Consider the following 26164-nt stretch of genomic DNA (forward strand, 5'->3'; position numbering starts at 1 on the left):
TTTCCTGGGGTGCTCGTGGTCCTTGACCCCTGGGCCTCAGTCCGTCACGAGAGACCGAACTCGTCGTCGAGGAGGGAGACGAGCTCCGCGGCGCTCACCGAGTCGAGGTCGACCTCGCCGTCCTCGTCCTCGTCCTCGTCCGCGGTGTTTCCCTCCAGCGTCGACAGGAGGACCCGCAGCCGGGTCGCCATGGCCGCCCTGTCGCCGTCCCCGGGCTTCAGGGCGCGCACGGCGCCCTCCAGCCCCTTGAGGGCGAGCAGGGCCGGGTCGGCCTCGGTGACGGCTTCGAGGTCCAGGCCGGACAGCAGGTGTGCGGCGAGCGCCCTCGTGTTGGGGTGGTCGAAGACGAGGGTCGCGGAGAGCCGTACGCCGGTGGTCGCCGTGAGCCGGTTGCGGAGGTCGACCGCCATGAGGGAGTCGAAGCCGAGGCTCTTGAACGCCTTGGTGACCGGCACCGCGTCCGCCGAGGGCAGGGCGATGACGGAGGCCACCTCGGTCCGTACGAGGGTCTCCAGGGCGGCGACGCGGTCGTCCTGGGCGAGTCGGCCGAGGCGGTCGCGCAGCGCCGAGGGTCCGGCCGCGGGCACCCCCGGGGTCCGGCGGGGCTGCGGGACCAGTGCCCGGAGCGCCTCCGGCAGGGCGGCCCGGTCGGCCGGCGAGAGGGCGGCGGGCTCGAAGTGGAACGGCAGCAGGACCGGTTCCGCCGCGGCGTGCGCCGCGTCGAACAGTTCCGTGCCCTCGGCCGCGGTGAGCGGGGTCATGCCCGCCCGGGCGATGCGCCGCAGGTCGGCCTCTTCGAGCTGGGCGGTCATGCCGCCGCTGCTCTCCCAGGGTCCCCAGGCCAGTGCGAGCGCGGGCAGGCCGTCGGCCCGCCGCCGGCGGCACAGGGCGTCGAGGTAGGCGTTGGCCGCGGCGTAGGCGGCCTGTCCGCCACCGCCCAGCGCGCCCGCGAGGGAGGAGCAGACCGCGAAGCCGCGCAGGTCGAAGGAGGCGGTGAGGTCGTGCAGGTTCACCGCGGCGTCGACCTTGGGGGTCAGGACCCGGTCCACCTGGTCGCCGGTGAGCGAGCCGAGCAGGCCGTCGTCCACGACTCCGGCCGCGTGCACCACCCCTACCAGGGGTGCGCTCGCCGGGATCGTGCCGAGCACGGTCGCCAGGGCGTCCCGGTCGGCGGCGTCGCAGGCGACCACCCGTACGTCGGCGCCCTCCCGCGCCAGTTCGCGCTGGAGGTCGGCCGCTCCCGGCGCGGCCAGGCCGCTGCGGGAGGTGAGCACGAGGTGGCGTACGCCGTGTTCGCGGACGAGGTGCCCGGCCAGCAGGGAGCCGATCATGCCGGTGGCACCGGTGATCAGGGTGGTGCCGTCGGCCGGCCACCGCTCGGCGCGGAGCGCGGTGTCCACGGTGTGCCGGACCACCCGCGGGACGAGGACCTTGCCGTCGCGGACCGCGAACTGGGCCGCCTCGGTGGTGTCGGCCCTGGTCAGGGTCTGCGCCTGGGTGAGGTCCGGGAGGGGGCTGTCGGCGTCGAGGTCGACCAGGAACAGCCGGCCGGGGTGCTCCAGCTGGGCGCTGCGCGCCAGGCCCCACACCGGGCTGTGGGCGAGGTCGCGGATTCCTTCGCCGGGCCGCGCCTCGACCGCGCCGCGGGTGCACAGCACCAGGGTGGACTTGTCGAACAGCTCCTCCTCGGTCCAGGTGCGGACGAGGTCGAGTGCCGTGTGGACGGCGGTCCGGGCCGCGGCGGCGTCCGGATCCGCGGCCGGGGAGGCGCAGGTGATCAGGACGTTGTCCGGTACCGGCGCGCCGTCGGCGAGGGCCTGCCGCAGGGAGGCGAGGTCCGGGTAGTGGTCGGCGTCGGCCGGCTCCTGTCCCACGACGGCCCAGTACAGGGCGGGAGCGCCGGCCGGTTCCGCGGCCGGGGCGGCGGTCCAGTCCGCCCGGTAGAGGCAGGACGTGGCGGCGGTGCCCAGCTGGCTGCGGGAGACCGTTCGGAGGCTGAGTCCGCCGACGGTCGCCAACGGGGTGCCGTCGCCGGTCCACAGGCTCGCCGCCACCTCGCCGGCGCCCTCACCCGCCGTGAGCCTGACCCGGCAGCTTCCGGTCCCCCGGTGGTGGGCGGACACCTCGCGCCAGGAGAACGGCAGGAAGGGGCCGTCGGAGTCCTGTGCGGAGGGCAGGAACGCGAGGGTGTGCAGGGCCGCGTCGAGGAGTGCGGGGTGCGCTCCGAACGCCTGGGCGTCGTCGGCCGCCTGCGGGGGCAGGGTGACCTCGGCGTAGACGTCGCCGTCCAGCCGCCAGGCGGCGGTCAGGCCCTGGAAGACGGGGCCGTAGGAGGTCCCCGAGGCGGCGAGCGCGGGGTAGAAGCCGGTCAGGTCGAGCGGCTGGGCCCCCTGGGGCGGCCAGACCGGGAGCCCTTGCGTTTCCCGGGTCCCCGCGGCGGCGGCGAGGTGTCCTTCCGCGTGCCTGGTCCATGCCGTGCCGGCGGAGGGACGGGAGTAGACGGTGACGGGACGGTGTCCCGCGTCGGTGGTTTCGCCGACGGCGACCTGGACGGTGACGGCGCCGTGTTCGGGCAGGATCAGGGGACTGTGCACGACGAGTTCCCCGACGTGGCCGGCATCGAGCCGCTCGCCTGCCCAGAGGGCGAGTTCGAGGAAGCCCGTGCCGGGGAACAGGGCGGCGTCCAGGATCCGGTGGTCGGCCAGCCAGGGCTGGCCGGCCAGGGAGATCTCCCCGGTGAACAGGACGTCGCCGCCGGAGGCCTGGCTGACCATGGCGCCGAGCAGCGGGTGCCCGACGCTCTCCAGGCCGGCCGAGGACACGTCGCCGCGTTCGGCGGCGGACTCGGAGGGCCAGTAGGCCGTCCGCTGGAAGGCGTACGTCGGCAGGTCCGCGGCGCGGGCTCCGGTCCCCTCGAAGACGGCGTTCCAGTCGATGGTGACGCCGTTCACGTGGGCCGCGGCCAGGGCCGTCAGGAGCGCCTGCGGCTCGGGCCGGTCGCGGCGCAGCAGCGAGGTGCGCACTCCCTCTTCGGGGAGGCCGGGGCAGTCCTGCGCCATCGTGGTGAGGGTGGCGTCGGGCCCGAGCTCCAGGAGCCCGGTGACGCCCGCGCCGGCGAGGGCGGTGATGCCGTCGGCGAAGCGGACGGTGTGCCGGGCGTGCCGCACCCAGTAGCGGGGGTCCGCGATCTCGTCGGCGCCGAGGACGGCTCCGGTGAGGTTGGAGACGACGGGGATCCGCGGCGGGGCGAAGGTCAGCCCGTCGACCAGCTCGGCGAACGCGTCGAGCATCGGCTCCATGAGCGGCGAGTGGAAGGCGTGGCTGACGCTGAGGGCGCGGATCCGGCGGCCCGCGGCGGCGAAGTGCGCGGTGAGCGCCTCGATGCCTTCGGCGGTGCCGGAGAGCACGACCGAGCGGGGGCCGTTGACGGCGGCGATGTCCACGGTGTGCGCCCGGTCGCCCAGGACCGCGGTGAGGGCCGCGGCGGCCTCGTGTTCCTGCGCCTGCACCGCGAGCATCGCGCCGCCCGCGGGGAGCGCCTGCATGAGGCGGCCCCGGGCGGTGACGAGCCGGGACGCGTCCGCGAGGTCCAGGACGCCCGCCACGTGGGCGGCGCTGATCTCGCCGACGGAGTGGCCGAGGAGGTAGTCGGGGACCACGCCCCAGGACTCCAGGAGCCGGAACAGGGCCACTTCGAGGGCGAAGAGCGCGGGCTGGGTGACGGCGGTCCGGTCGAGTTCGTCCCGGCCGCCGCCGAACACGGTCTCGCGCAGCGGCCTGCCGAGCAGCGGGTCGACGTGTGCGCATACCTCGTCGAAGGCGCGGGCGAACGCGGGGAAGGCCGCGTACAGCTCCTGTCCCATGCCCGGCCGCTGGGACCCCTGGCCCGGGAACAGGACGGCGAGGGCGCCTTCGCCGGCCGTGCCGCGCAGCAGCTCCCGCGGGGTGTCGCCGGCCGCGAAGGCGGCGAGCGCGGACAGGGCCTCCTCGCGGTCGGCGCTCACGACGGCCGCCCGGAATTCGAGGCCGGCGCGGCGGGTCGCCAGGGAGTGGGCGACGTCGGTGGCGGGTACCTCGTGCCGGTCCCGGAGCCAGGTGACCAGCCGGCCGGCCTGGGCGCGCAGGGCGTCCCCGTCGTGCGCCGACAGCAGCAGCGGGGTGACCGGCAGCGGTGCGGTGGGCGCGGCGCTCCCGGGCTCGACGGCCTGTTCGAGGATGACGTGGGCGTTGGTGCCGCTGACGCCGAAGGAGGAGACGCCGGCCCGGCGGGGGCGGCCGGTCTCCGGCCACGGTCGGGCCTCGGTCAGCAGCTCCACGGCGCCCGTGGTCCAGTCGACGTTCGTGCTCGGTTCGTCGACGTGGAGGGTCTTGGGCAGCACGCCGTGGCGCAGTGCCTGCACCGTCTTGATGATGCCGCCGATGCCGGAGGCGGCCTGGCTGTGCCCGATGTTGGACTTCAGCGAGCCGAGCAGCAGCGGCTGGTCGCCGGGGCGTTCCCGGCCGTAGGTGGCGAGGATGGCCTGCGCCTCGATCGGGTCGCCCAGGGTGGTGCCGGTGCCGTGTGCCTCGACCGCGTCGACGTCCGCGGCGGTGAGTCCGGCGCGCTCCAGGGCGAGCCGGATGACCCGCTGCTGGGAGGGGCCGCTGGGGGCGGTCAGGCCGTTGGAGGCGCCGTCCTGGTTGACGGCGGAGCCGCGGAGCACCGCGAGGACGGGGTGGCCGTTGCGGCGTGCGTCGGAGAGCCGCTCGACGAGGACCATGCCGACGCCTTCGGCCCAGCCGGTGCCGTCGGCCCCGTCGGCGAAGGCCTTGCAGCGGCCGTCGGGTGACAGTCCGCCCTGCTTGGCGAAGTCGTCGAAGAGGAACGGGCTGGTCATCACGGCGACGCCGCCGGCCAGGGCCAGGTCGCAGTCGCCGTCGCGCAGCGACTGCGCGGCGGTGTGCAGGGCGACCAGGGAGGAGGAGCAGGCGGTGTCGACGGTGATCGCCGGACCCTCCAGGCCCAGGACGTAGGACACCCGGCCGGAGACCACGCTGGTGGCCGTGCCGGTCACGCCGTATCCGGCGAGTGCCTGCGAGCCGCGCCGGAAGAGGCTGGTGTAGCCGGAGGAGGCCGCGCCGACGAAGACGCCGGTACGGCTGCCGCGCAGCGTGTCGGGGGCGATTCCGGCGCGCTCCAGTGCCTCCCAGGACGTTTCCAGCAGCAGGCGCTGCTGCGGGTCCATGGTCAGCGCCTCGCGCGGGGAGATACCGAAGAGGGCGGCGTCGAATTCCGCGACGCGCTCCAGGAATCCGCCCTGCTGCGGGACGGAGCCGTCGGCGGGCGCCCCGGTGGTCCAGCCGCGGTCGGCCGGGAAGCCGGCGATGGCGTCCCGCTCGTCGCGGACGAGGTCCCACAGCTGGTCGGGCGAGGCGACTCCGCCGGGGTAGCGGCAGGCCATGCCGACGATCACGAGGGGTTCGTCGTCCGTGCGGGCCGGGGCCGGCGTGCGGGGTGCGGCGGCGGGCGCCGGGTCCGGGGCCCCGGCGAGGTCGCCGAGGAGTTCCCCGGCGATGTAGTCGGCGAGTTCGGCGGGGGTGGGGTGGTCGAAGACCACCGTGACGGGGAGCCGGAAGCCGACGACGTTGGTCAGCCGGTTGCGGAACTCGACGGCGGTCAGCGAGTCGAAGCCGAGCTCGCGGAACTGCGTGCTCGAGCCGACGGTGTCGGCGTCGGCGTGGCCCAGGACGGTCGCGACGTGCGACCGGACCAGCTGGAGGAGGATCCTGGTGCGCTCGGTGCCGGTGAGCGGGGCCAGCCTCTCGCGCAGCGATCCGTCCTCGGTCCCGGCGGAGCGGCGGCCGGCCCGGCGGGCCGGGGTGGGCACCAGGGCCCGCATGACGGGGGGCACCCGGCCGGTGGTTCCGGCGAGCGCGGCCGGGTTCAGCTTGATGGGTGCCAGCTGGGCCAGGTCGGTGCGGCAGGCGATGTCGAAGGCCGCCAGGCCCTCCTCGGAGGTCATGGGCACGACGCCGCCGCGGCTCATGCGTTCCATGTCGCGCTCGTCGAGGTGGCCGGACATCTCGCTGCGCTGCTGCCAGAAGCCCCAGGCGAGGGAGAGTCCCGGCAGGCCCTGGGCCTTTCGGTGGGCGGCCAGCGCGTCGAGGATCACGTTGGCGGCGGCGTAGTTGCCCTGGCCGGGGGCGCCCATGGTGCCCGCCATCGAGGAGAACAGCACGAAGGCGCTGAGGCCGAGGTCCCGGGTCAGTTCGTGGAGGTTGAGCGCTCCGGTCACCTTGGGCCGCAGCACGGCGGCGGTCCGCTCGGGGGTCAGGGACTCGACGAGGCCGTCGTCCAGGGCGGCGGCCGTGTGCAGGACGGCGGCCAGCGGGCGGTCGGCGGGGATGGCGGCGAGCAGCGCGGCGAGTGCGTCCCGGTCGGCGACGTCGCAGGCGGCGAGGGTCACCCGGGCGCCGGCCGCGGTCAGTTCCCCGGCGAGTTCCCGGGCGCCGGGGGCGTCCGGGCCGCGCCGGCTGGTCAGCAGCAGGCTGGTGACACCGTGCTCGGTGACCAGGTGCCGGGCGAGCAGCCCGCCGAGCGTGCCGGTGCCGCCGGTGATCAGGACGGTGCCTTCGGTGGGCCAGGGCGCACCGGGAAGGGTGAGGACGGCCTTGCCGACGAGGGTGGCCTGGCTCAGGGCCCGGAAGGCGGTCCGGATGTTGCGGATGTCCCACAGGTTGAGCTTCGGGGGCAGCAGGGTGCCGCTCTCGAACAGGGCGACGAGGGTCTCCAGCATCTCGTGGATGCGCTCCAGCCCGGCCTCGGGCAGGTCGTACGCCTGGTAGGCGACGCCCGGGTGGGTTTCGGCGACCTGCGCCGGGTCGCGCTTGTCGGTCTTGCCCATCTCCAGGAAGCGGCCGCCGCGCGGCAGCAGGCGCAGGCCCGCGTCGACGAACTCGCCGGCCAGGCAGTCCAGGACCACGTCCATGCCGCGGCCCCCGGTGGACTCCATGAACCACTGCTCGAAGTCGAGGGTGCGGGAGTTGGCGAGGTGGGCGGTGTCCAGGCCCTGGTCGCGCAGGGTCCGCCACTTGCCGGGGCTCGCCGTGGCGTAGACCTCGGCGCCGAGGTGCCGGGCCAGCTGGATCGCGGCGCTGCCGACGCCGCCGGCGGCGGCGTGGATCAGGACGGACTGCCCCGGCGCCAGTCCGCCGAGGTCGACGAGCCCGTAGTAGGCGGTCATGTAGGTGACGGCGACGGAGGCGGCCTCCTCGAAGGAGAAGCCCGCGGGCATCCGGTGCACGGTGCGCTCGTCGGCGACGGTCACGGGGCCGAACACCTCGGTGGACAGGCCGAACACCCGGTCGCCGACCTGGTGGTGGGTGACGTCGGTGCCCGTGGCGGTGATCACGCCGGCCACTTCGCCGCCCAGTCCGGTCAGGCCCGGGACCAGGTCGAGGGCGACCACCACGTCCTTGAAGTTGATGCCGGCGGCCCGTACCCCGATCCGCACCTGCCGCGGCCCGAGCGGTTCGAGCGCCTGCGGGTGGGGGACGGCTTCCAGGCCCTCGATGGTGCCGGGCCGCGTGCTCTCGATGCGCCAGGCCGGCGCGCCGGTCGGGGGCAGGACGCTGGTGCCCGGGTCCCAGCGGGACAGGCTGGGGGTGCGTACCGCACCGTCACGGACGGCGAGCTGCTCCTCGCGGGTGGCGAGGGCGGCGCCGAGCCGGGCACGGGACTCCGGGGCCGTGTCGAGGTCGATGACGCCGAAGCGTCCGGGGTGTTCGTTCTGCGCCGAGCGCAGCAGCCCCCAGACCCCGGCGGCGGCGAGGTCGTCCACGCCCTCGTCGGCCGTGGTGGCGACGGCGCCGCTGGTCACGACGACGAGGCGGGTGCCGTCGAGGCGTGCGTCGGCGATCCAGGCCTGCAGGAGGGCGAGTGCCTCCACCACCGGTGCGCCGACGTCCTCGTGGCCGCCGTCGCCGCGGACCGGCCACAGCACGGTGTCCGGGCCCTGGCCGTCGAGGTGTGCGAGGACCTCCTGGATCCCGGCGAGGACCGGCGTGCCGGGCAGCGCGGCGGCGATCCCCAGGGGGTCCGTTCCGAGGACCGCGCAGCGCGGTGCGCCGTCCTCGGAAGAGACGGAAGGAACGTTCCTCCAGTCGAGCCGGTACAGCACGTCGGAGCGGACGGAACGCAGGGCGGCTTCGGTCATCCGGCGTACGACCAGGGAGTCGACGGAGGCGACGGGCTCTCCGGTCTCGTCCGCGAGCAGGAGGGTGAACTGGTCCTCGCCGCGGCGGGCGAGGCGTACGCGCAGTCGCGAGCAGCCGGTCGCGTGGAGCTGGACGCCAGTCCAGGAGAACGGCATGCCGACTCCCCCGCCGTCGTTGCCGTCCCAGGTGAACATGGCGTGCAGGGCCGCGTCGAAGAGGGCCGGGTGGAGACCGAACCGTTCGGCCTGGGTGCGCTGGTCGGCGGGCAGGGCGACCTCGGCGTACACCTCGCCGTCGAGGTGCCAGACCTGGGTCAGGCCGCGGAACTCGGGCCCGTACTGGTAGCCGGCCTCGGCCATGCGGTCGTACATGCCGGTGATGTCGACGGGCCGGGCGCCCTCGGGCGGCCAGCTGCCGGTGAGGGCGTCGGTCCCGGCCGGGGTGGCGGTCTCCGTGACGAGCAGGCCCGAGGCGTGGCGCGTCCAGACGACGTCGGCCAGGGCGTCCTCGGGGCGGGAGTACACGCTGACGACGCGTGCGCCGCTCTCGTCTGCGGACTCGACGTGGGCCTGGACCACCATCGCGCCCGTGGACGGCACCACGAGCGGGGTGTGCAGGGTCAGTTCCTCGACCCGGCCGCAGCCGGCCTGGTCGCCCGCGAGTACGGCCAGCTCCACGAACCCGGTGCCGGGGAAGATCACCCGGTCGGACACGCCGTGTCCGGCGAGCCAGGGCTGGGCGCGCAGCGAGAGCCGTCCGGTCAGCACGACGCCGTCACCGTCGGCCATCCGCACGAGGGCGCCGAGCAGCGGGTGGCGGACCGGCGAGAGGCCGACGGAGCCGACGTCTCCGGCGGGGTCGGTGACCTCGGTCCAGTAGCGGGTGCGCTGGAAGGCGTAGGTGGGCAGTTCCACGCTCCGGGCGCCGGTCGCGGCGAACACGGCCCGCCAGTCCACGCGGACGCCGCCGAGGTGGGCGGCGGCGAGCGAGGTCAGCATCCGGCCGAGTCCGCCCTGGTCGCGGCGCAGGGTCTCCACGGTCACGCCCGCCGCGGCGGAGGCGTCGACGATCTGCTCGATGCCCAGGGCCAGCACCGGGTGGGCGCTGGATTCGATGAAGGCGCTGTGCCCCTCGGCGAGGAGGGTGCGGACGACGGGTTCGAAGAGGACCGGCTCGCGGGTGTTCGCGTACCAGTACTCCGCGTCCATGGCGGCGGTGTCGAGCAGCGCGCCGGTGACGGTCGAGTAGAGGGGGACGTCGCCGGTTCGCGGTCGGACGAAGGCCAGCAGTTCGAGCAGGCGTTCGCGCAGCGGGTCGACCAGCGCGCAGTGCGTCGGCACGGTGGCCGCGACGATCCTCGCGCGGATCCGGGCCGCGGCGCATTCGGCGACGAACTCGTTCAGGGCGTCGTCGTCGCCGGCGACGGCGACCATGCGCGGGCCGTTGACGCCGGAGACGGACAGCCTGCCGTCCCAGCGGGCCAGCCGGGCGTTCACCTCGTCGACGGAGAGGGCCACCGACGCCACCGCGCCCTTGCCGACCAGGGTCTCGGCCAGCAGGCGGCTGCGCAGGGCGATCAGCCGGGCGGCGTCCGGGAGGGTCAGGCCTCCGGCGACGTGCGCGGCGGCGATCTCGCCCTGCGAGCTGCCGACCACGGCGTCGGGCTCGACGCCGTAGGAGCGCCACAGCGCCGCGAGCGACACCATGACGGTGAACAGCACCGGCTGGACGACCTCGATGCGGTCCAGGGAGGCCGCGGCGGGTTCGCCGCGCAGGACGTCGAGGACCTTCCAGTCCACGAACTCCTCGATGGCCGCGGCGCACTCGGCCGCCTTCTCGGCGAACACGGGTGAGGCGTCGAGGAGTTCGCGGCCCATGCCGATCCACTGGGAACCCTGGCCGGGGAAGACGAACACGGTCTTGCCGTCGACCGGGGAGCCGTGCAGGACCCCTTCGGCGGGCCGGTCCTCGGCGAGCGCGTCCAGGGCCTCCAGGAGACCGTCCCGGTCGGCGGCGAGGACGGCGGCCCGGTGCTCCAGGCCCGTGCGGGTGGTGGCCAGCGTGTACGCGACGTCGGCGTCGGAGGGCTCCGGATCGGCCAGCAGGTGGGCGTGCAGGGTGCGGGCCTGCGCGCGCAGGGCGGCCTCGCCGCGGGCGGAGAGCAGCCACGGCAGCAGGGGCAGCGCGCCGGTGGGCGCCGTGCCGTCCGGGGTGACGGCTTCGGCCGCCGGCTCGGGCGCCTCTTCGAGGATGACGTGGGCGTTGGTGCCGCTGATCCCGAAGGAGGAGACGGCCGCCCGGCGCGGGGCGTCGGACACGGGCCACGGCCGCGCCTCGGTGAGGAGCTCGACGGCACCCGCGGACCAGTCGACGTTCGGCGTGGGCGCGTCCACGTGCAGGGTCTTGGGCAGCAGGCCGTGCCGCAGCGCCTGCACCATCTTGATGACGCCGCCGACGCCCGCGGCGGCGCCGCTGTGCCCGATGTTCGACTTGAGCGAGCCCAGCCACAGCGGCCGGTCGGCGGTCCTGGCCTGACCGTAGGTGGACAGCAGCGCGTCCGCCTCGATCGGGTCGCCGAGGCTGGTGCCGGTCCCGTGCGCCTCGACGACGTCCACCTCGGCGGGCGAGACGCCCGCGTCGGCCAGCGCCTGGCGGATGACGCGCTGCTGGGAGGGGCCGTGCGGGGCGGTCAGGCCGTTGGAGGCGCCGTCCTGGTTGACGGCGGAGCCGCGCAGCACCGCGAGTACCGGGTGTCCGTCGCGCAGGGCGTCGGAGAGCCGCTCCACCGCGAGGACGCCGACGCCCTCGCTCCAGCCGGCGCCGTCGGCCGCGGCCGAGAAGGCCTTGGAGCGGCCGTCGGGGGCCAGCGCCCGCTGCTGGGACAGGGCGATGTGGACCGCGGAGGTGGAGAGCGTCGTGGCGCCGCCGGCCAGGGCGAGGTCGCACTCGCCGTTGCGCAGCGCCTGCGCGGCCAGGTGCAGGGTGACCAGCGAGGAGGAGCAGGCCGTGTCCACGGTGACCGCCGGGCCCTCCAGGCCCAGTACGTAGGAGATGCGGCCGGACAGGACGCTGTTGGAGGTGCCGGTGGAACCGTAGGTGTCCATTCCGTCCGGGGAGGCGGCCAGCAGGGAGCCGTAGTCCTGCTGGTTGAGTCCGGCGAAGACGCCCGTACGGCTGCCGCGCAGCGCGTGGATGTCGAAACCGGCCCGCTCCAGGGCCTCCCAGGACGTCTCCAGCAGCAGACGCTGCTGGGGGTCCATCGCCTGGGCCTCGCGCGGGGAGATCCCGAAGAAGGCGGCGTCGAAGCCGGCGATGTCCTGGACGAAGCCGCCCTCGCGGACGTGGCAGGTGCCCGGGTGGTCGGGGTCGGGGTGGTAGAGGCCGTCCAGGTCCCAGCCGCGGTCCGTGGGGAACGGGCCGATCGCATCGGTCTCCTCCGTCACCAGCCGCCACAGGTCGTCGGGAGAACTGACCCCGCCGGGGTAGCGGCAGGCCATTCCGACGATCGCGATGGGCTCGCTGCCGCGCGCCTCGGCGTCGGCCAGCCGCTGCCGGGTGCGGTGCAATTCCGAGCTGACCCTCTTGAGGTAGTCACGGAGCTGCTGCTCGTTGTTCATCCGGCTCAGTCCTTTCCGAATTCCGCGTTGATGAAGTCGAAGAGCTCTTCATCCGTCGCGGAATCGAGCTTGCTGGTGATGTCCGCCCCGGACGTTTCGTCCTCGCGGTCGTTCCAGGCGGCGGCCAGGCCGCGCAGCCGGGCGGCCACCTGTTCGCGGGTCGCGTTGTCCGGGGAGGAGGCCGCGAGCGCGGCCTCGAGGTGGTCGAGCTGGGTCAGTACCGGCAGCGGGGCCCCGGCGACGGACCGCAGGATCTTGTGCTGGAGGTGCTCGGCGAGCGCGTTCGCGGTCGGGTAGTCGAAGACGAGCGCGGCCGAGAGCTGGACGCCGGTGGCCGCGATCAGCCCGTTGCGCAGTTCCACGGCGGTCAGGGAGTCGAAGCCGAGCTCCCGGAAGGGACGCCTGGGGTCGAGGACCACGTCGGACCCGTAGTCCAGGACGCTCGCGACCTGCCGCTGGATCAGCTCCAGCAGCATGCTCCGGCGGCCGCTCTCGGACTGTCCGGCGAGCTGCTGGGCGAGGGTCTGCGCGGGTGCGGCGGCCGCGCCCGCGGAGGCCCGGCGCAGCGGGGTGCGGACGAGGGCGCGGAACGGGGCCGGAAGGGATCCGTCCGCCGCCTTCTTCCGCAGGACCGCCGGGTCCAGGCGCATCGGCACCAGGGTGGCCGCCCCGGAGTCCCAGGCCCGGTCGAACAGGGCGAGTCCCTGCCGGGGGCTGAAGGCCAGGACGCCCGCCTGCGCCATGCGGCGCCGGTCGCCGTCGGACAGGCCGGCCGACATGCCGGAGGTGGTCTCCCACAGTCCCCACGCCAGCGAGGTGGCCGGCAGGCCGGCCTCCCGGCGGCGGTGGGCGAGCGCGTCCAGGAACGCGTTGGCCGCCGCGTAGTTGGCCTGGCCGGCGCCGCCGAGGGTGCCGACGCCGGAGGAGAAGAGCACGAAGCGGGACAGGTCCAGGCCGGCGGTCAGCTCGTGCAGGTGGTGCGCGGCGTCGGCCTTGGGCCTCAGCACGGTGTCCACCCGCTCGGGCGTCAGCGTGGTCAGGACGCCGTCGTCGACGACTCCGGCGATGTGCACGACCGCGGTGACGGGGTGTTCCGCCGGAACGTCCGCGAGTACGGCGGCCAGGGCCGCGCGGTCCGCCGTGTCGCACGCGGCGAAGGTCGCCTCGGCGCCCGACTCGGCGAGCGTCCGGCCCAGTTCGGCGGCTCGCGGGTCCTGCGGCCCCTTCCTGCTGAGCAGCAGGAGCCGGCGTACGCCGTGCTCGGCGGCCAGGTGCCGCACGATCTCGGTGCCGATGCCGCCGGTCGCGCCGGTGACCAGGACCGTGCCGTGGCCGTCCTGCGGTGCGCCGGGGGCGTCCGGCCGCTCTGCGGTGACCGGGGCGAGCCGGGGTACGAGCACCTCCCCGCCGCGGATCGCGAGCTGCGGTTCGGCCGCGGCCGTCGCGTGCGCCACCGCGGCGGCGAGCAGGTCGGCGTCGTCGTCCCGGTCGCCCAGGTCGGCGAGCACGAACCGCTCCGGGTGTTCGGCCTGGGCCGAGAGCAGCAGGCCCCGGGCGGCCGCCTGGGCCGGGTCCACCGGAGCGCCGTCGCCGGCGGCCACGGCCTGCCGGGTGACGAAGACGGTGCGGGCTCCGGTCAGCCGGGCGTCCGCGAGGAGGTCCGCGGCCAGGGCCAGCGTGCGGTGGGTGGTGTGCCGGACGGACTCCAGCAGGTCGCCGGGGGCCGTGCCGACGGTGAGGACGACCAGGTCGGGGCCGGCGCCGTGGTCGGCGGCCGCGGCGAGCGCCGCGAGGTCCGGGTGGGCCTGCACCTCTGCGCCCTGCGTGTTGGCGAGGGCCTTCGCCAGGGCGTGCGGGTCGTCGCCCACCACCGCCCAGACGGGGGTGGCCCGTCCGGTGTCCGTCTGCGGGGCGGGCGTCCAGGTGAGCCGGTAGAGCGAGTCCGTGTCCGGGGTCCCTGCCGGGGCCGCCTTCGCGGCGCTGCCCTCCCTGACGGTGACGCGGTCGACGGTGAGGACGGGCTCGCCCTCGGGGTCGGTGAGCCGGACGCAGACGGCGTCGGCGGCGGTCCGGGTCAGCCGGGCGCGGAGCGCGGTGGCTCCGGTGGCGTACCGGGACACGCCGTCGAAGTGAACCGGTTCCCCGGCCAGTTCGGTGACGAGGCCGGTCAGGGCGGCCAGCAGCGCCGGGTGCAGCCCGAAGCGGTCGGCGTCGGCCGCCTCCTCGTCGGTGAGCACCAGTTCGGCGAACAGTTCGCCCTCGCGGCGCCACACGGCGTCCAGGGCGTCCGGCTCGGCGTCGGCCGGCGGCCACTGCCCGGGATCGGATGCGGTCGGGGCCGGCCCGCCGCCGAGCACACCGGTGGCGAGGCGGTCCCACTGTTCCTGCGTGCCGTCGGCGGGCCCGGTGTGCAGGGTGAAGGCCCGGTTGCCGTCCTCGTCGGGGCCGGCCACGGCGAGCTGCAGCGGGGCGCCCGGCCGGGCGACGGCGGTGCTCAGGTCGAGACCGGCGATCCGGTCGTTGCCGAGCCGGCCGCCCGCCCACAGCACCAGGTCCAGGACGTCGCCGGCGGGCAGGGTCCGCGCGGCGGTGTCGCGGGGCAGGGCTCCGCTGAAGAGGAACCCGCCCGTCTGGGGCAGCGGCGCGGCCGCGGTGAGCAGCGGGTGCCCGGTTCCGGCCAGCCCGGCGCCGGCCAGAGCGTCGGCTCCGCCGGCCGGGGCGTCGAGCCAGTGGCGCCGGTGCTGGAAGGCGTAGGTGGGCAGTTCCACCCGGCGGGCGCCCGTGCCCTCGAAGAAGGCGGCCCAGTCCACCCGTCCGGTGCGGACGTGCGTCCGGCCGAGCGCGGTGAGCAGGGTACGCACCTGGTCCCGCTCCCTGCGCTGGGTGGCGATGCCGGCCGCGGCCGCGGCCGCCGTCTCCTGGGCCATGGCGGTCAGGACGCCGTCGGGGCCCAGTTCCAGGAAGGTGGTCACGCCCTCGTCGAGGAGCGTGCGCACCCCGTCGGCGAAGCGGACCGCGTGCCGGACCTGGCGCACCCAGTAGGCGGGGTCTCGCAGTTCCGCGGCGGTGGCGGTGCGGCCGGTGAGGTTGGAGACGACGGGCAGGGCGGGCTCCCCGAAGGTGACCTGCGCCAGTTCCCGCTCGTACGCGGCGAGCATCGGCTCCATCAGCGGCGAGTGGAAGGCGTGGCTCACGGCGAGCCGCTTGGTGCGCAGTCCCGCCGCGGCGAGGCGGGCGTCCGCCTCGGTGACGGCGGCCCCGGTGCCGGAGAGCACGACGGAGGCGGGGCCGTTGACGGCGGCGACGGACAGTTCCGCGGACGCGCCGAGCAGTGCGGACACCTCGTCCTCGGCGGCGGCGACGGACAGCATCGCCCCTCCCTCGGGCAGGGCCTGCATCAGCCGGGCGCGGGCGGTGACCACCCGGGCCGCGTCGGCGGTCGACCAGACGCCGGCCGCGTGCGCGGCGACGAGTTCGCCGATGGAGTGGCCGAGCAGCGCGTCGGGCCGTACGCCCCAGTGCGTCAGCAGCCGGAACAGGGCGGTTTCGACGGCGAACAGGGCCGTCTGGGTGTAGAGGGTCTGGTCGAGCAGCGCGGACTCGGGTGAGCCGGGCTCCGCGAACACGACCGTGCGCAGCGGGCGCGGCAGGTGCCGGTCCAGTTCGGCGCACACCTCGTCGAAGGCTTCGGCGAAGTGGGGGAAGGCCTCGTACAGTTCGCGGCCCATGCCGGCGCGCTGGGCTCCCTGTCCGGTGAACAGGAAGGCGAGTCCGCCGTCGGCGCGTTCCTCGGCCGCCCCGCGGGAGAGGTCGGCGAGGGCGCCGCGCAGTTCCTCCGCGTCGGCGGCGACGATGACGGCCGCGTGGTCCAGGACGGTTCGGGTCGTGGCCAGCGAGTAGGCGATGTCGGTGACGGCGGCCGGTTCCCCGCCGAGCCGGCCGGCCAGGCGGGTGGCCTGGCCGCCGAGGGCCTCGCGGGTCCGGGCGGAGAGGACGACGGGGACGGGCGTGCCCGGCTCCGTGGTCCGCGGGCCGCCCCCGGCCCCGGTGGCGGCGTCGCCGTCCGGTGCCTGCTCCAGGATCACGTGGGCGTTGGTACCGCTGATCCCGAAGGCGGAGACGCCCGCCCGGCGCGGTTCGCCGGTCTCGGGCCAGTCCCGGGCCTCGGCGAGCAGTTCCACCGCTCCCGCCGTCCAGTCCACGTGCGGGCTGGGGGCGTCCACGTGCAGGCTGCGCGGGAGCACTCCGTGCCGCATCGCCTCGACCATCTTGATGACGCCGGCCACACCGGCGGCGGCCTGGCTGTGGCCGATGTTGGACTTCACCGAGCCGAGGTAGAGCGGCCGGTCCGCGGGCCGGTCCTGACCGTAGGTGGCCAGCAGGGCCTGGGCCTCGATGGGGTCACCGAGGGTGGTGCCGGTGCCGTGGGCCTCGATCGCGTCGACCGCCGAGGACGGCAGGCCGGCGTTGACCAGCGCCTGGCGGATGACCCGCTCCTGGGCGGGTCCGTTGGGCGCGGTCAGGCCGTTGGAGGCACCGTCCTGGTTGACCGCGGAGCCGCGGATGACCGCCAGTACGGGGTGGCCGTTGCGGCGGGCGTCGGAGAGCCGCTCCACGAGGAGCACGCCCGCGCCCTCACCGAGGGAGAACCCGTCGGCCGCCGCGGCGAACGGCTTGCAGCGGCCGTTGGCGGCCAGGCCGCGCTGCCTGCTGAACGCGACGAACGAGGTCGGGTCGGGCATCACGGTGGCGCCGCCCGCCACCGCCAGGTCGCACTCGCCGTTGCGCAGCGCCTGCGCGGCCAGGTGCAGCGCGACCAGGGAGGAGGAGCACGCCGTGTCGACGGTGAGGGCGGGTCCCTCGAATCCGAGGGAGTAGGAGATCCGGCCCGAGCCGACGTTGGCCGAGGCGCTGACGAGGAAACCCTCCATGCCGTCGGTGGATCCGCGCAGCCGGGTGCCGTAGGCCTGGTCGGTCATGCCCACGTACACGCCCGTACGGCTGCCCTGCAGCGACTTGGGATCGATGCCGGCGCGCTCCAGGGCCTCCCAGGACGACTCCAGGAGGAGCCGGTGCTGCGGGTCCATCGCCTGTGCCTCGCGCGGGGAGATCCCGAAGAAGCCGGGGTCGAAGTCGCCCGCGGTGTGCAGGAACCCGCCGTGGTCGACGTAGCTGGCGCCGGCCGTGTCGGGGTCGGGGTCCATGAGCCGGTCCAGGGGCCATCCGCGGTCGGTGGGGAACGGGGTGATCAGGTCGGCCCCGTCGCGCACGGCCCGCCACAGGTCCTCGGCGGAGGCGATCCCGCCGGGGTAGCGGCAGGCCGTCGAGACGATGGCGATCGGATCGTCCTGGTCGACCCGCACCACGGTGGTGTCGGGGACGCCCCGGGCGGCGGTGCCGCCGCCCGTCCGCCGGTCCAGGAAGGCGGCCAGCGCGATGGCGTTGGGGTGGTCGAAGACCAGGGTGGCGGGCAGCTTCAGCCCGGTGACGGTGCTCAGCCGGTTGCGCAGCTCGACCGCGGTCAGCGAGTCGAAGCCGAGCTCCTTGAGCGCGCGGGCCGGGTCGACGGCCCGTGCGTCGTCGTGGCCGAGGACCGCGGCGGCGTGCTCGCGCACCACGTCGCGCAGGGCGGCGGTGCGCTGCGGGCCGGTGAGTGCGGCCAGCCGCCGGGCGAGCGGGGTGCCCGCGTCGTCGGGGGCCTCTTCCCCGGCGGCCGGTTCGGGCCGGGCCTCGGGCAGCTCGTCCAGCAGCCGGCTGCGGCGTTCGAAGGTGAACTGCGGTACGAACCGCGCCCAGTCGACGTCGACCAGCAGCACGGACGACGCGCCCTCGGCGAGCAGCCCGGCGAGTCCGGCGACCGCCAGGTCGGGGTCGATGAGGGGCAGGCCCTTGCGGGAGAGCGTCTCGAACACCGGGTCGTCGGCCATTCCGCCGCCGGCCCACGGGGCCCACGCGACGGACAGGGTGGGTACCCCGGCCGCACGGCGCGCTTCGGCGCGTGCGTCGAGCACGCCGTTCGCCGCGGCGTAGACGCCGTGGCCGCCGGCGCCCCAGGAGGCGCTGATGGACGAGAAGTAGACGACCGCGTCGAGTTGTCCGGGGTCGAGCGCGGCTTCCAGGTGGGCGATGCCCGTGACCTTGGCGGCCAGCGCGTCGGCGAGGTCTTCGACCCCCGCCCCGGCCAGCGGGCCGAGGCCGCCGCCGCCCGCCGTGTGCACCACGGCGCCGATGCGGTCGCCGTCGCGCTGGACCCGGGCGACCATCTCGGCCACCTGCCCGGGGTCCACGAGGTCACAGGAGATCAGGGTGACCCTGGTGCCGGCCGCGGTCAGTTCGGCGGCCAGGTCGTCGGCGCCGGGCGCGCGGGCGCCGCTGCGGCTGGTGAGGACGATGTGCTCGGCGCCCTCGCGGGCCAGCCAGCGGGCGACCCGTCCGCCGAGGGCTCCGGTGCCGCCGGTCACCAGGACGGTGCCGTGCGGCTTCCAGCCCGTGCCGGGGGCGGCGGGGGCGGGGACGGCCCGGACGATCCTGCGGCCGTGGGTGCCCGAGGGGCGCAGCGCGACCTGGTCCTCCCCGTCGGTCCCGGTGAGGACGGCCACCAGTCGGTCGGCCGTCCGCTCGTCGACGCTGTCGGGGAGGTCGACGACACCGCCCCAGGTGTGCGGGGCTTCCAGTGCGGCGACCCGGCCCAGGGCCCAGAGTCCGGCCTGCTCCGGGCGGGCCGGTCCGGCGTCGTCGGCGGTGGCGACGGCCCCGTTGGTCAGGTACCACAGCGGGGCCCGGACGCCGAGGGTGGCGAGCGCGCGCAGCAGGGCCAGGCTGAGGGCCAGGCCCGCGGGGACGACGGCTTCCAGCGGGTGCGGCGAGGTGTCCGTGCCCGTGAGGGAGACGACTCCGGCCGGGGTGGCGTCGCCGAGCACGCCGCGGATCGCGGCGGCCAGTGCGTTCTCGTCGGATCCGGCGTCCACGGCGAGGACGAGGAGTCCGCCGGCCCGCTCGCGCAGGGCGCGGACGGTGTCGGTGACGACCGGGTCGTCACCGGCGCCGGCCGGTACGACCAGGAGCCAGGTGCCGGGCAGGGTGGAGACCTGCGCGTCGGGCAGCCGCTTCCATTCGATGCGGTAGCGCCAGGATTCGATCAGGGACCGTTCCTTGCGGCCCTGCCGCCAGGCGGACAGCGCGGGAACGAGCTCGCGCAGCGGCTGTGCGTCGGCCAGCCCGAGGGTGCCGGCGAGCGCGGGCAGGTCCTGGGCCTCGACGGCCTGCCAGAACCGCTCGTCCTGCGGGTCCTGGGCGGCCGCCCGGGGCGCGGGCCAGTAGCGGGTGCGCTGGAAGGGGTAGGTGGGGAGCTCCACCGGGGTGCCGCCGTGGCCGTCGAAGGCGGGCGCCCAGTCGACGGACGCACCGGTGGTCCACAGTTCGGCCAGGGCGGTGCGCATCCGCGTCAGGCCGCCCTCGCCGCGGCGCAGCGTACCGGTGACCACCGGTTCGACGCCCGCCAGTTCGGCGGTCTCGGCGAGCGCTCCGCCGAGCACCGGATGCGGGCTGACCTCCACGAACACGTGGTGGCCCTGCTCGGCCAGCGCGGTGACGGCCGGCTCCAGCAGCACCGGCTCGCGCAGGTTGCGGTACCAGTAGCCGGCGTCGAGTCCGATGGTGTCCTGCCACTGGGCGGTGACGGTGGAGAAGAACGGAACGGGTGCGGCGCCGGGACGGACCGGGCCGAGAGCGGCCATGATCTCGTCCTCGATGCGCTCCACCTGCGCCGAGTGGGAGGCGTAGTCCACGTCGATGCGCCGGACGCGTACGTCCTGGGACCGGGCGTGCGCCATCAGTTCCTCAAGGGCCTCCGGCTCGCCGGAGACGACCATGGCGGAGGGACCGTTGACGGCCGCGAGGGACACGCGTCCCTCCCAGCGCGGCAGCCACTGCTCGATCTCGGTGCGCGGGACGGCGACCGACACCATGCCGCCGTGCCCGGCGAGGGCGCACAGCGCCTTGGCGCGCAGGGCGACGACGCGGGCCGCGTCGTCCAGGGAGAGGGCCCCGGCCACGCAGGCGGCGGCGATCTCGCCCTGGGAGTGGCCGATCACGGCGGCCGGCACCACTCCGTGGGAGCGCCACAGCTCGGCCAGCGAGACCATCACGGCGAACAGCACGGGCTGGACGGCCTCGACCCCGTCGAGCGCCGCACCGGAGCGCACGGTCTCGGTGATGGAGAAGCCGGTGTACGGGGTGAGCGCACGCTCGCACTCGGCCCAGCGGGCGGCGAAGGCCGGCGCCGTGTCGAGGAGTTCGGCGGCCATGCCGGGCCACTGTCCGCCCTGCCCCGGGAAGACGAAGACGGGGCCGCGGCCGGCGGGGCGGGCCGTGCCGGTGACCGTGCCGTCGGCGGGTTCGCCGGCGGCGGTCGCCCGCAGTCCGGCGGCGAGCTCCTCGTACCCGTCGCCGAGGACCACGGCGCGGTGCTCGAAGCCGGAGCGGGAGGTGAGCAGCGCGTGTCCGACGGCGCCGACCGGTGCCTCCCGGTCGGCCAGCCGCTCGGCCAGCAGCGCGGCCCGGGTGCGCAGTGCCTCCGGCGTACGGGCGGACAGCAGCCAGGGGGTGGCGCCCGGGCCCGCCGGGGCGGGGGCGGTCACGGTGTCCGCGTCCCGCGGTCCCTGCTCCAGGATGACGTGCGCGTTGGTGCCGCTGACGCCGAAGGAGGAGACGCCCGCCCGGCGGAGGCGTCCGGTGTCCGGCCAGTCGCGGTTCTCGGTGAGCAGTTCCACGGCGCCGGCCGACCAGTCCACCTCGGGGGTGGGCTCGTCGACGTGCAGCGTCCGCGGCAGTACGCCGCGGCGCAGCGCCTGCACCATCTTGATCACGCCGCCGACGCCGGCGGCGGCTCCGCTGTGCCCGATGTTGGACTTCAGCGAGCCGAGCCACAGCGGGTGGCCGTCCTCGCGGTCCCGGCCGTAGGTGGCCAGCAGGGCCTGCGCCTCGATGGGGTCGCCGAGGGTGGTGCCGGTGCCGTGGGCTTCCACGGCGTCGACGTCCGCGGCGGACAGGCCGGCCGCGGCGAGCGCCTGGCGGATCACCCGCTGCTGGGCCGGTCCGCTGGGGGCGGCGAGGCCGTTGGAGGCGCCGTCGGAGTTGATGGCGCTGCCGCGGACGGTGGCGAGGACGCGGTGTCCGTTGCGGCGGGCGTCGGAGAGGCGCTCCACGAGCAGGACGCCCACGCCCTCGGCCCAGTTGGTGCCGTCGGCCGCGGCGGCGAAGGCCTTGCAGCGGCCGTCCGCGGCCAGGCCGCTCTGCCGGCCGAAGTCCACGAACGCGCCCGGGGTGGAGATGACCGACACGCCGGTGGCGAGGGCGAGGTCGCACTCCCCCTTGTGCAGGGCGCCGACGGCCATGTGCAGGGCCACCAGCGAGGAGGAGCAGGCGGTGTCGACGGTGACCGCCGGGCCGTGCAGACCGAGGGTGTAGGCGACGCGGCCGGACACGACGCTGGCCGCGGTGCCGGTCATGAGGTAGCCGTCCGCCTCGGGGGCTCCGGCCAGCACCTGGCCGTAGTCCGAGCCGGCGGCGCCGGCGAACACGCCGGTCCGGGTGCCGCGCAGGGCGGCGGGGTCGATGCCCGCGCCCTCCAGCGCCTCCCAGGAGACCTCCAGCAGCAGGCGCTGCTGGGGGTCCATCGCCAGCGCCTCGCGCGGCGATATTCCGAAGAAGGAGGCGTCGAAGTCCGCGGCGTCGGGCAGGAACCCGCCCTTCATGGACAGGTCGGAGCGGCGCAGTGCGGACAGGTCCCAGCCGCGGTCGGCGGGGAAGTCGCCGACGCCGTCGCGGCCGGAGTGGACGAGGTCCCACAGGTCCTCGGGGTCCTTCACGCCCCCGGGGTAGCGGCAGGCCATGCCGACGATGACCACGGGGTCGTCGTCGTGGCGGGCGACCGCCGCGACCTCCTCCTCGTCCTGCCGTACGCCGGAGAGTTCGGCCCGCAGGTACGCGGCGACCGCCGCGGGGGTGGGGTGGTCGAAGACCAGGGTGGCGGACAGCCGCAGCCCGGTCTCGGCGGCGATGCCGTCCCGGAACCGTACGGCGGCCAGGGACTCGAAGCCCAGGTCGCGGAACGGGCGCAGCGGGTCGACGGCGTCGCCGCAGGAGTGGCCGAGAACGGCCGCCGCATGGGCGCGCACCAGCTCCAGCAGGTCGTGATCGCGGCCGGCGGCGGTCGCGGAGGGCGCCCCGGCGGTGGTGGGCGCGGGCAGGGCCCGGACCGCGGGGAGGTCCGAGACCAGCGGACGGGGGCCCCGGCCGGTCAGGACGGGATGGAACAGGGCCCAGTCCACGTCGGCGACCGCGCAGACCGCCTCGTCCGCGTCCAGGGCGTGCGCCAGGGCCGTCAGCGCCAGCCGGGGGGGCATGGGCAGCAGCCCGGGCACGGCCGGGGTTTCACCGGCACCGGCTGTCCGCCACGGGCCCCAGCCGACGCAGGTGGCGGGCCGGCCGTCGAGCGCCCGGCGCTCGGCCAGCGACTCCAGGGCGGCGTGGGCGATGGTGTGCACGACGTCCTCGGTGCCGCCCCAGGTACCGGCGACGGTGGACAGCAGGACGAAGGCGTCCAGGTCGGCGTCCCGGAACAGCTCTTCCAGGCGCGTCACCGTGATCAGGCGGTCCTCGACGGCGCGGACCAGCGCGGCCGGGTCGAGGCCGTCGACGGTGGACGGGCCGGCCGGGTCGATGCCGCTGAGGTGCACCACCGTGGTGACGCCGAGCGGAGTCAGGGGGTCCGCACCGGTGGTGGGGTCCCACTCGACGGGCGTGTACGGGTGGTCCTCGTGCGCGGCGGGGAGCGGCGCGCCGGGACGGTGCGCCAGCACGACGCGGTGCTCGCCCCCCTCGGAGAGCGTCTCCAGCAGCTGCGGCGTCACTCCGGCCAGGTCGCCGGTGACCAGGACGGTTCCGGCGGGGTGCCGCTCGCGGTGGTGCCGGGGCGGCTGCGCGGGCCGCAGCTTCCTGGCGAACACCCCCGAGGGGCGTACGGCCAGTTCGTCGGCGTCGCCGGGCGATGCCAGCACGGCCGCGAGGAGGCGGAGGGAGCGGGCGTCCAGGTCCGCCGGCAGGTCGACGACGCCGCCGTCGGCGTGCGGGAGCCGGCCGAGCCCCCACAGCGGGGCCTGGGCCGCACCGGGCACGGCCTCGGTGCCGACGCTGACGGCGGCACGGGTGGCCGACCACAGCGGAGCGTCCAGCCCGGCTTCGGCCATGGCGCGCCGCAGTGTCACGGCGGCTTCCAGGGCCGAGGTGTCCGGCCGTGCGGGCAGCGCGAGCACGCCCCCGGGGGAACCGCCCCCGGGCAGGGCCGCGCGCAGCCGCTCGGCGAGGGCCGCGGTGTCCTCGCCCGTGCGGTAGGTCAGCAGCGGCGTCGGCTCGCCGAGGGCTTCGGCGACCCGGGAGCCGTCCGCCCCTTCGGGGGCGACGACCAGCCAGGGGGCGTGCGGCGTCGCGCCGGCGTCGAAGCCGGTGTGCGGCGCCCAGCCGACGCCGTACCGCAGCCGGCCGGCCTCGTCGGCCGGTTCGGCGGCGCGCGGTGCGGCCGGGGTGGCGGGCAGCCAGTAGCGCTCGTGCTGGAAGGCGTACGTGGGCAGCCGGGCCGGGCGGGCGGCGCCGCGGGCGGTCAGCACGGTGCCCCAGTCCACTCCCACGCCGTGCACGTGCAGTTCCGCCAGCGCGGTCAGGAACGTTTCGGGCTCGGACCGCTGGTGCTGGAGGGCGGGCACCAGCGCCATCTCGCGGCCCGCGGCCTGGAGGCAGTCACGGGCCATCGCGGTGAGCGCGCCGCCGGGACCCAGTTCCAGGCAGGCGGTGACGCCCTGGGCCCCGAGCCAGCGGACCCCGTCCTGGAAGCGCACCGTCTCGCGGATCTGCCGGACCCAGTACTCGGGCCAGCTCATCTCCTCCGGGGAGAAGGGCGCGCCCGTCAGGTTGGAGACCAGCGGGATGCCGGGACGCTGGTGTTCCAGGCCTTCGGCGACCTCGCGCAGCCGCTCCAGCATCGGTTCCATGTGGACGGAGTGCGCGGCGTGGCTGATCGGCAGCTTGCGGGTCTGGTGGCCGCGTCCGGCACTGAGGGCCCGCACCCGTTCCACGGGCTCGGCGTCTCCGGACAGCACGACCGCGCGCGGCCCGTTGACCGCCGCGAGGGTCACCCGGTCACCGACCCCGGCTTCCGCGATGAGGGCGGTCAGGTCCTCCTCGGACATCTCCAGGGCGACCATCGCGCCGTCGGTGCGCAGGGTCTGCACGAGGCGTCCGCGGGCGGCGACCAGGGTGCAGGCGTCCTGGAGCGAGAGCACTCCGGCGCAGTGGGCGGCGGCGAGTTCGCCCGTGGAGTGGCCGAGGACGAAGTCGGGGGTGACCCCCGCGTGTTCGACGAGCCGGAACAGCGCGACCTCCAGGGCGAAGACCGCGGCGAGGGCGTACCCGGTCTGCTGCATCAGGGGCAGGCCGTCCTCGACGCGCCCGTCGAGGATGTCGGCGAGGGGGTACGCCAGCTGCGGGTCGAGCAGGGTGCGCACCTCGTCGAAGGCCTGCGCGAACACCGGGAACGTGTCGTACAGCTCGCGTCCGACGCCGACGCGCTGTGAGCCCTGTCCGGTGAAGAGGAAGGCGACCGGGCCGGCCGGCGCGGTGCGGCCCCTGACGACGCGGGGGTGCGCGTCGCCGGCACCGAGCGCGGCCAGTCCGGCGAGCAGCTCCTCGTGGCCGGTGCCGAGGACGACGGCGCGGTGGGTGAGCTGGGCGCGGGAGGTGGCCAGGGAATGCGCGATGTCCAGGGGCCGCAGCGGACCGTCCTCCCGGGCGTGGCGCCGCAGGCGCCGCGCCTGGGCCCGCAGGCCGTCGGCGTCGGCCGCCGACACCAGCCACGGGAGGGGGGCGGCGGGTGAGGCGTCGGCCGGGGCGCCGGTGTCCGGGCCGGGCGCCCCGGCCGTCGTCTCGTGTTCGAGGACGACGTGGGCGTTGGTGCCGCTGATGCCGAAGGAGGAGACGGCGGAGCGGCGCGGCCGGCCGGTCCGCGGCCAGGCCTGTTCGTCGGTGAGCAGCCGCACGGCGCCCGCCCGCCAGTCGGCCTGCGCGGTCGGTTCGTCCACGTGCAGGGTGCGCGGCAGCACCCCGTGCCGCATGGCCTCCACCATCTTGATCACACCGGCGAGGCCGGCGGCGGCCTGGGTGTGACCGATGTTGGACTTGACGGAGCCGAGCCACAACGGCTCGTCGCCGGCCCGGTCCTGGCCGTAGGTGGCCAGCAGCGCCTGGGCCTCGATGGGGTCGCCGAGCCGGGTGCCGGTGCCGTGCGCCTCGACCGCGTCGACCTGGCCGACGCTGAGCTGGGCGTCCGCGAGCGCCTTGCGGATGACCCGGCGCTGGGCGGGGCCGTTGGGTGCGGCCAGGCCGTTGGAGGCACCGTCCTGGTTGACGGCGGTGCCGCGGATCGTCGCCAGGACGGGCAGGCCCTGCTCGCGCGCGGTGGACAGCGGCTGCAGCAGGAGCATGCCGACGCCCTCGCCCCAGCCGGTGCCGTCCGCGGCGGCGGCGAACGCCTTGCAGCGGCCGTCGCCCGCCATGCCGCCCTGTTCGGCCATCTCCGCGAACAGGTTGGGCTCGGCCATCACGGCGGCGGCGCCGACCAGGGCGAAGGAGCACTCCCCCGCGCGCAGGGCCCGGACCGCGAGGTGCAGGGCGACCAGCGAGGAGGAACACGCGGTGTCGATGGTGATCGCGGGCCCTTGCAGGCCGAGCGAGTAGGAGATGCGGCCGGAGGCGACGCTGCTGGTCGTCCCGGTCAGGACGAGCCCCTTGACCTCGTCCAGGAGTTCGCTGTCGCGCGGGCCGTACTTCTGGTCGGCCATGCCGATGAAGACGCCGCCCTCGGTGCCCCGCCTGGAGGTGGGGTCGACACCGGCCCGTTCCAGGGCTTCCCAGGCGGTCTCCAGCAGCAGCCGCTGCTGCGGGTCCATCGCCAGGGCCTCGCGGGGCGAGATGCCGAACAGCCCGGCGTCGAAGTCACCGGCGCCGGTGAGGAAGCCGCCCGCCAGGCGGAAGTCGCCCCGCAGGTGGTCGGTGCGCCAGCCGCGGTCGGCGGGGAACGCCCCGATCGCGTCGCCGCCGGCGCGGACGAACTCCCACAGCTCCTCGGGGGAGGCGATCCCGCCGGGGAAGCGGCACGCCATCGAGACGATGGCGATGGGCTCCGACGCCCCCGCTTCGAGTTCCCGCACGCGCTGCCGGGTCCGCTTCAGGTCGGCGGTGACCCGCTTGAGATAGTCGACGATCTTGTCGTCAGTCGCCACTGGGATCAGCTCCATGGT

At 75.7% G+C, this 26164-nt stretch carries 2 protein-coding genes and 2 pseudogenes; all 4 read right to left on the reverse strand.

Annotation, left to right across the window (positions count from 1 at the left end; all coding sequences use genetic code 11):
• Positions 1 to 44 precede the first annotated feature (44 nt).
• A complete protein-coding gene (locus tag ACGFXC_RS17730) occupies positions 45 to 812 on the reverse strand; it encodes a phosphopantetheine-binding protein (protein WP_393713820.1) in 768 nt (255 codons plus the stop codon).
• Between the two features lie 24 nt (positions 813 to 836).
• Positions 837 to 2411: pseudogene (locus ACGFXC_RS17735) on the reverse strand (SDR family oxidoreductase); the annotation flags it as partial.
• A pseudogene (locus tag ACGFXC_RS17740) lies at positions 2385 to 11834 on the reverse strand (SDR family NAD(P)-dependent oxidoreductase); the annotation flags it as partial. The pseudogenes ACGFXC_RS17740 and ACGFXC_RS17735, both read right to left, overlap by 27 nt.
• On the reverse strand, positions 11819 to 26146 hold the full coding sequence (locus ACGFXC_RS17745) for a type I polyketide synthase (RefSeq protein WP_393713707.1): 14328 nt from the start codon (positions 26144 to 26146) through the stop codon (positions 11819 to 11821). The gene ACGFXC_RS17745 and the pseudogene ACGFXC_RS17740, both read right to left, overlap by 16 nt.
• Between the last annotated feature and the right edge of the window lie 18 nt (positions 26147 to 26164).

It is taken from the genome of Streptomyces sp. NPDC048507 (assembly GCF_043199995.1).
GTDB lineage: Bacteria > Actinomycetota > Actinomycetes > Streptomycetales > Streptomycetaceae > Streptomyces.

Excerpts from the sequence above, each read along its gene's own strand:
- ACGFXC_RS17730 (WP_393713820.1), bottom strand. The coding sequence starts at position 812 with ATGACCGCCCAGCTCGAAGAGGCCGACCTGCGGCGCATCGCCCGGGCG.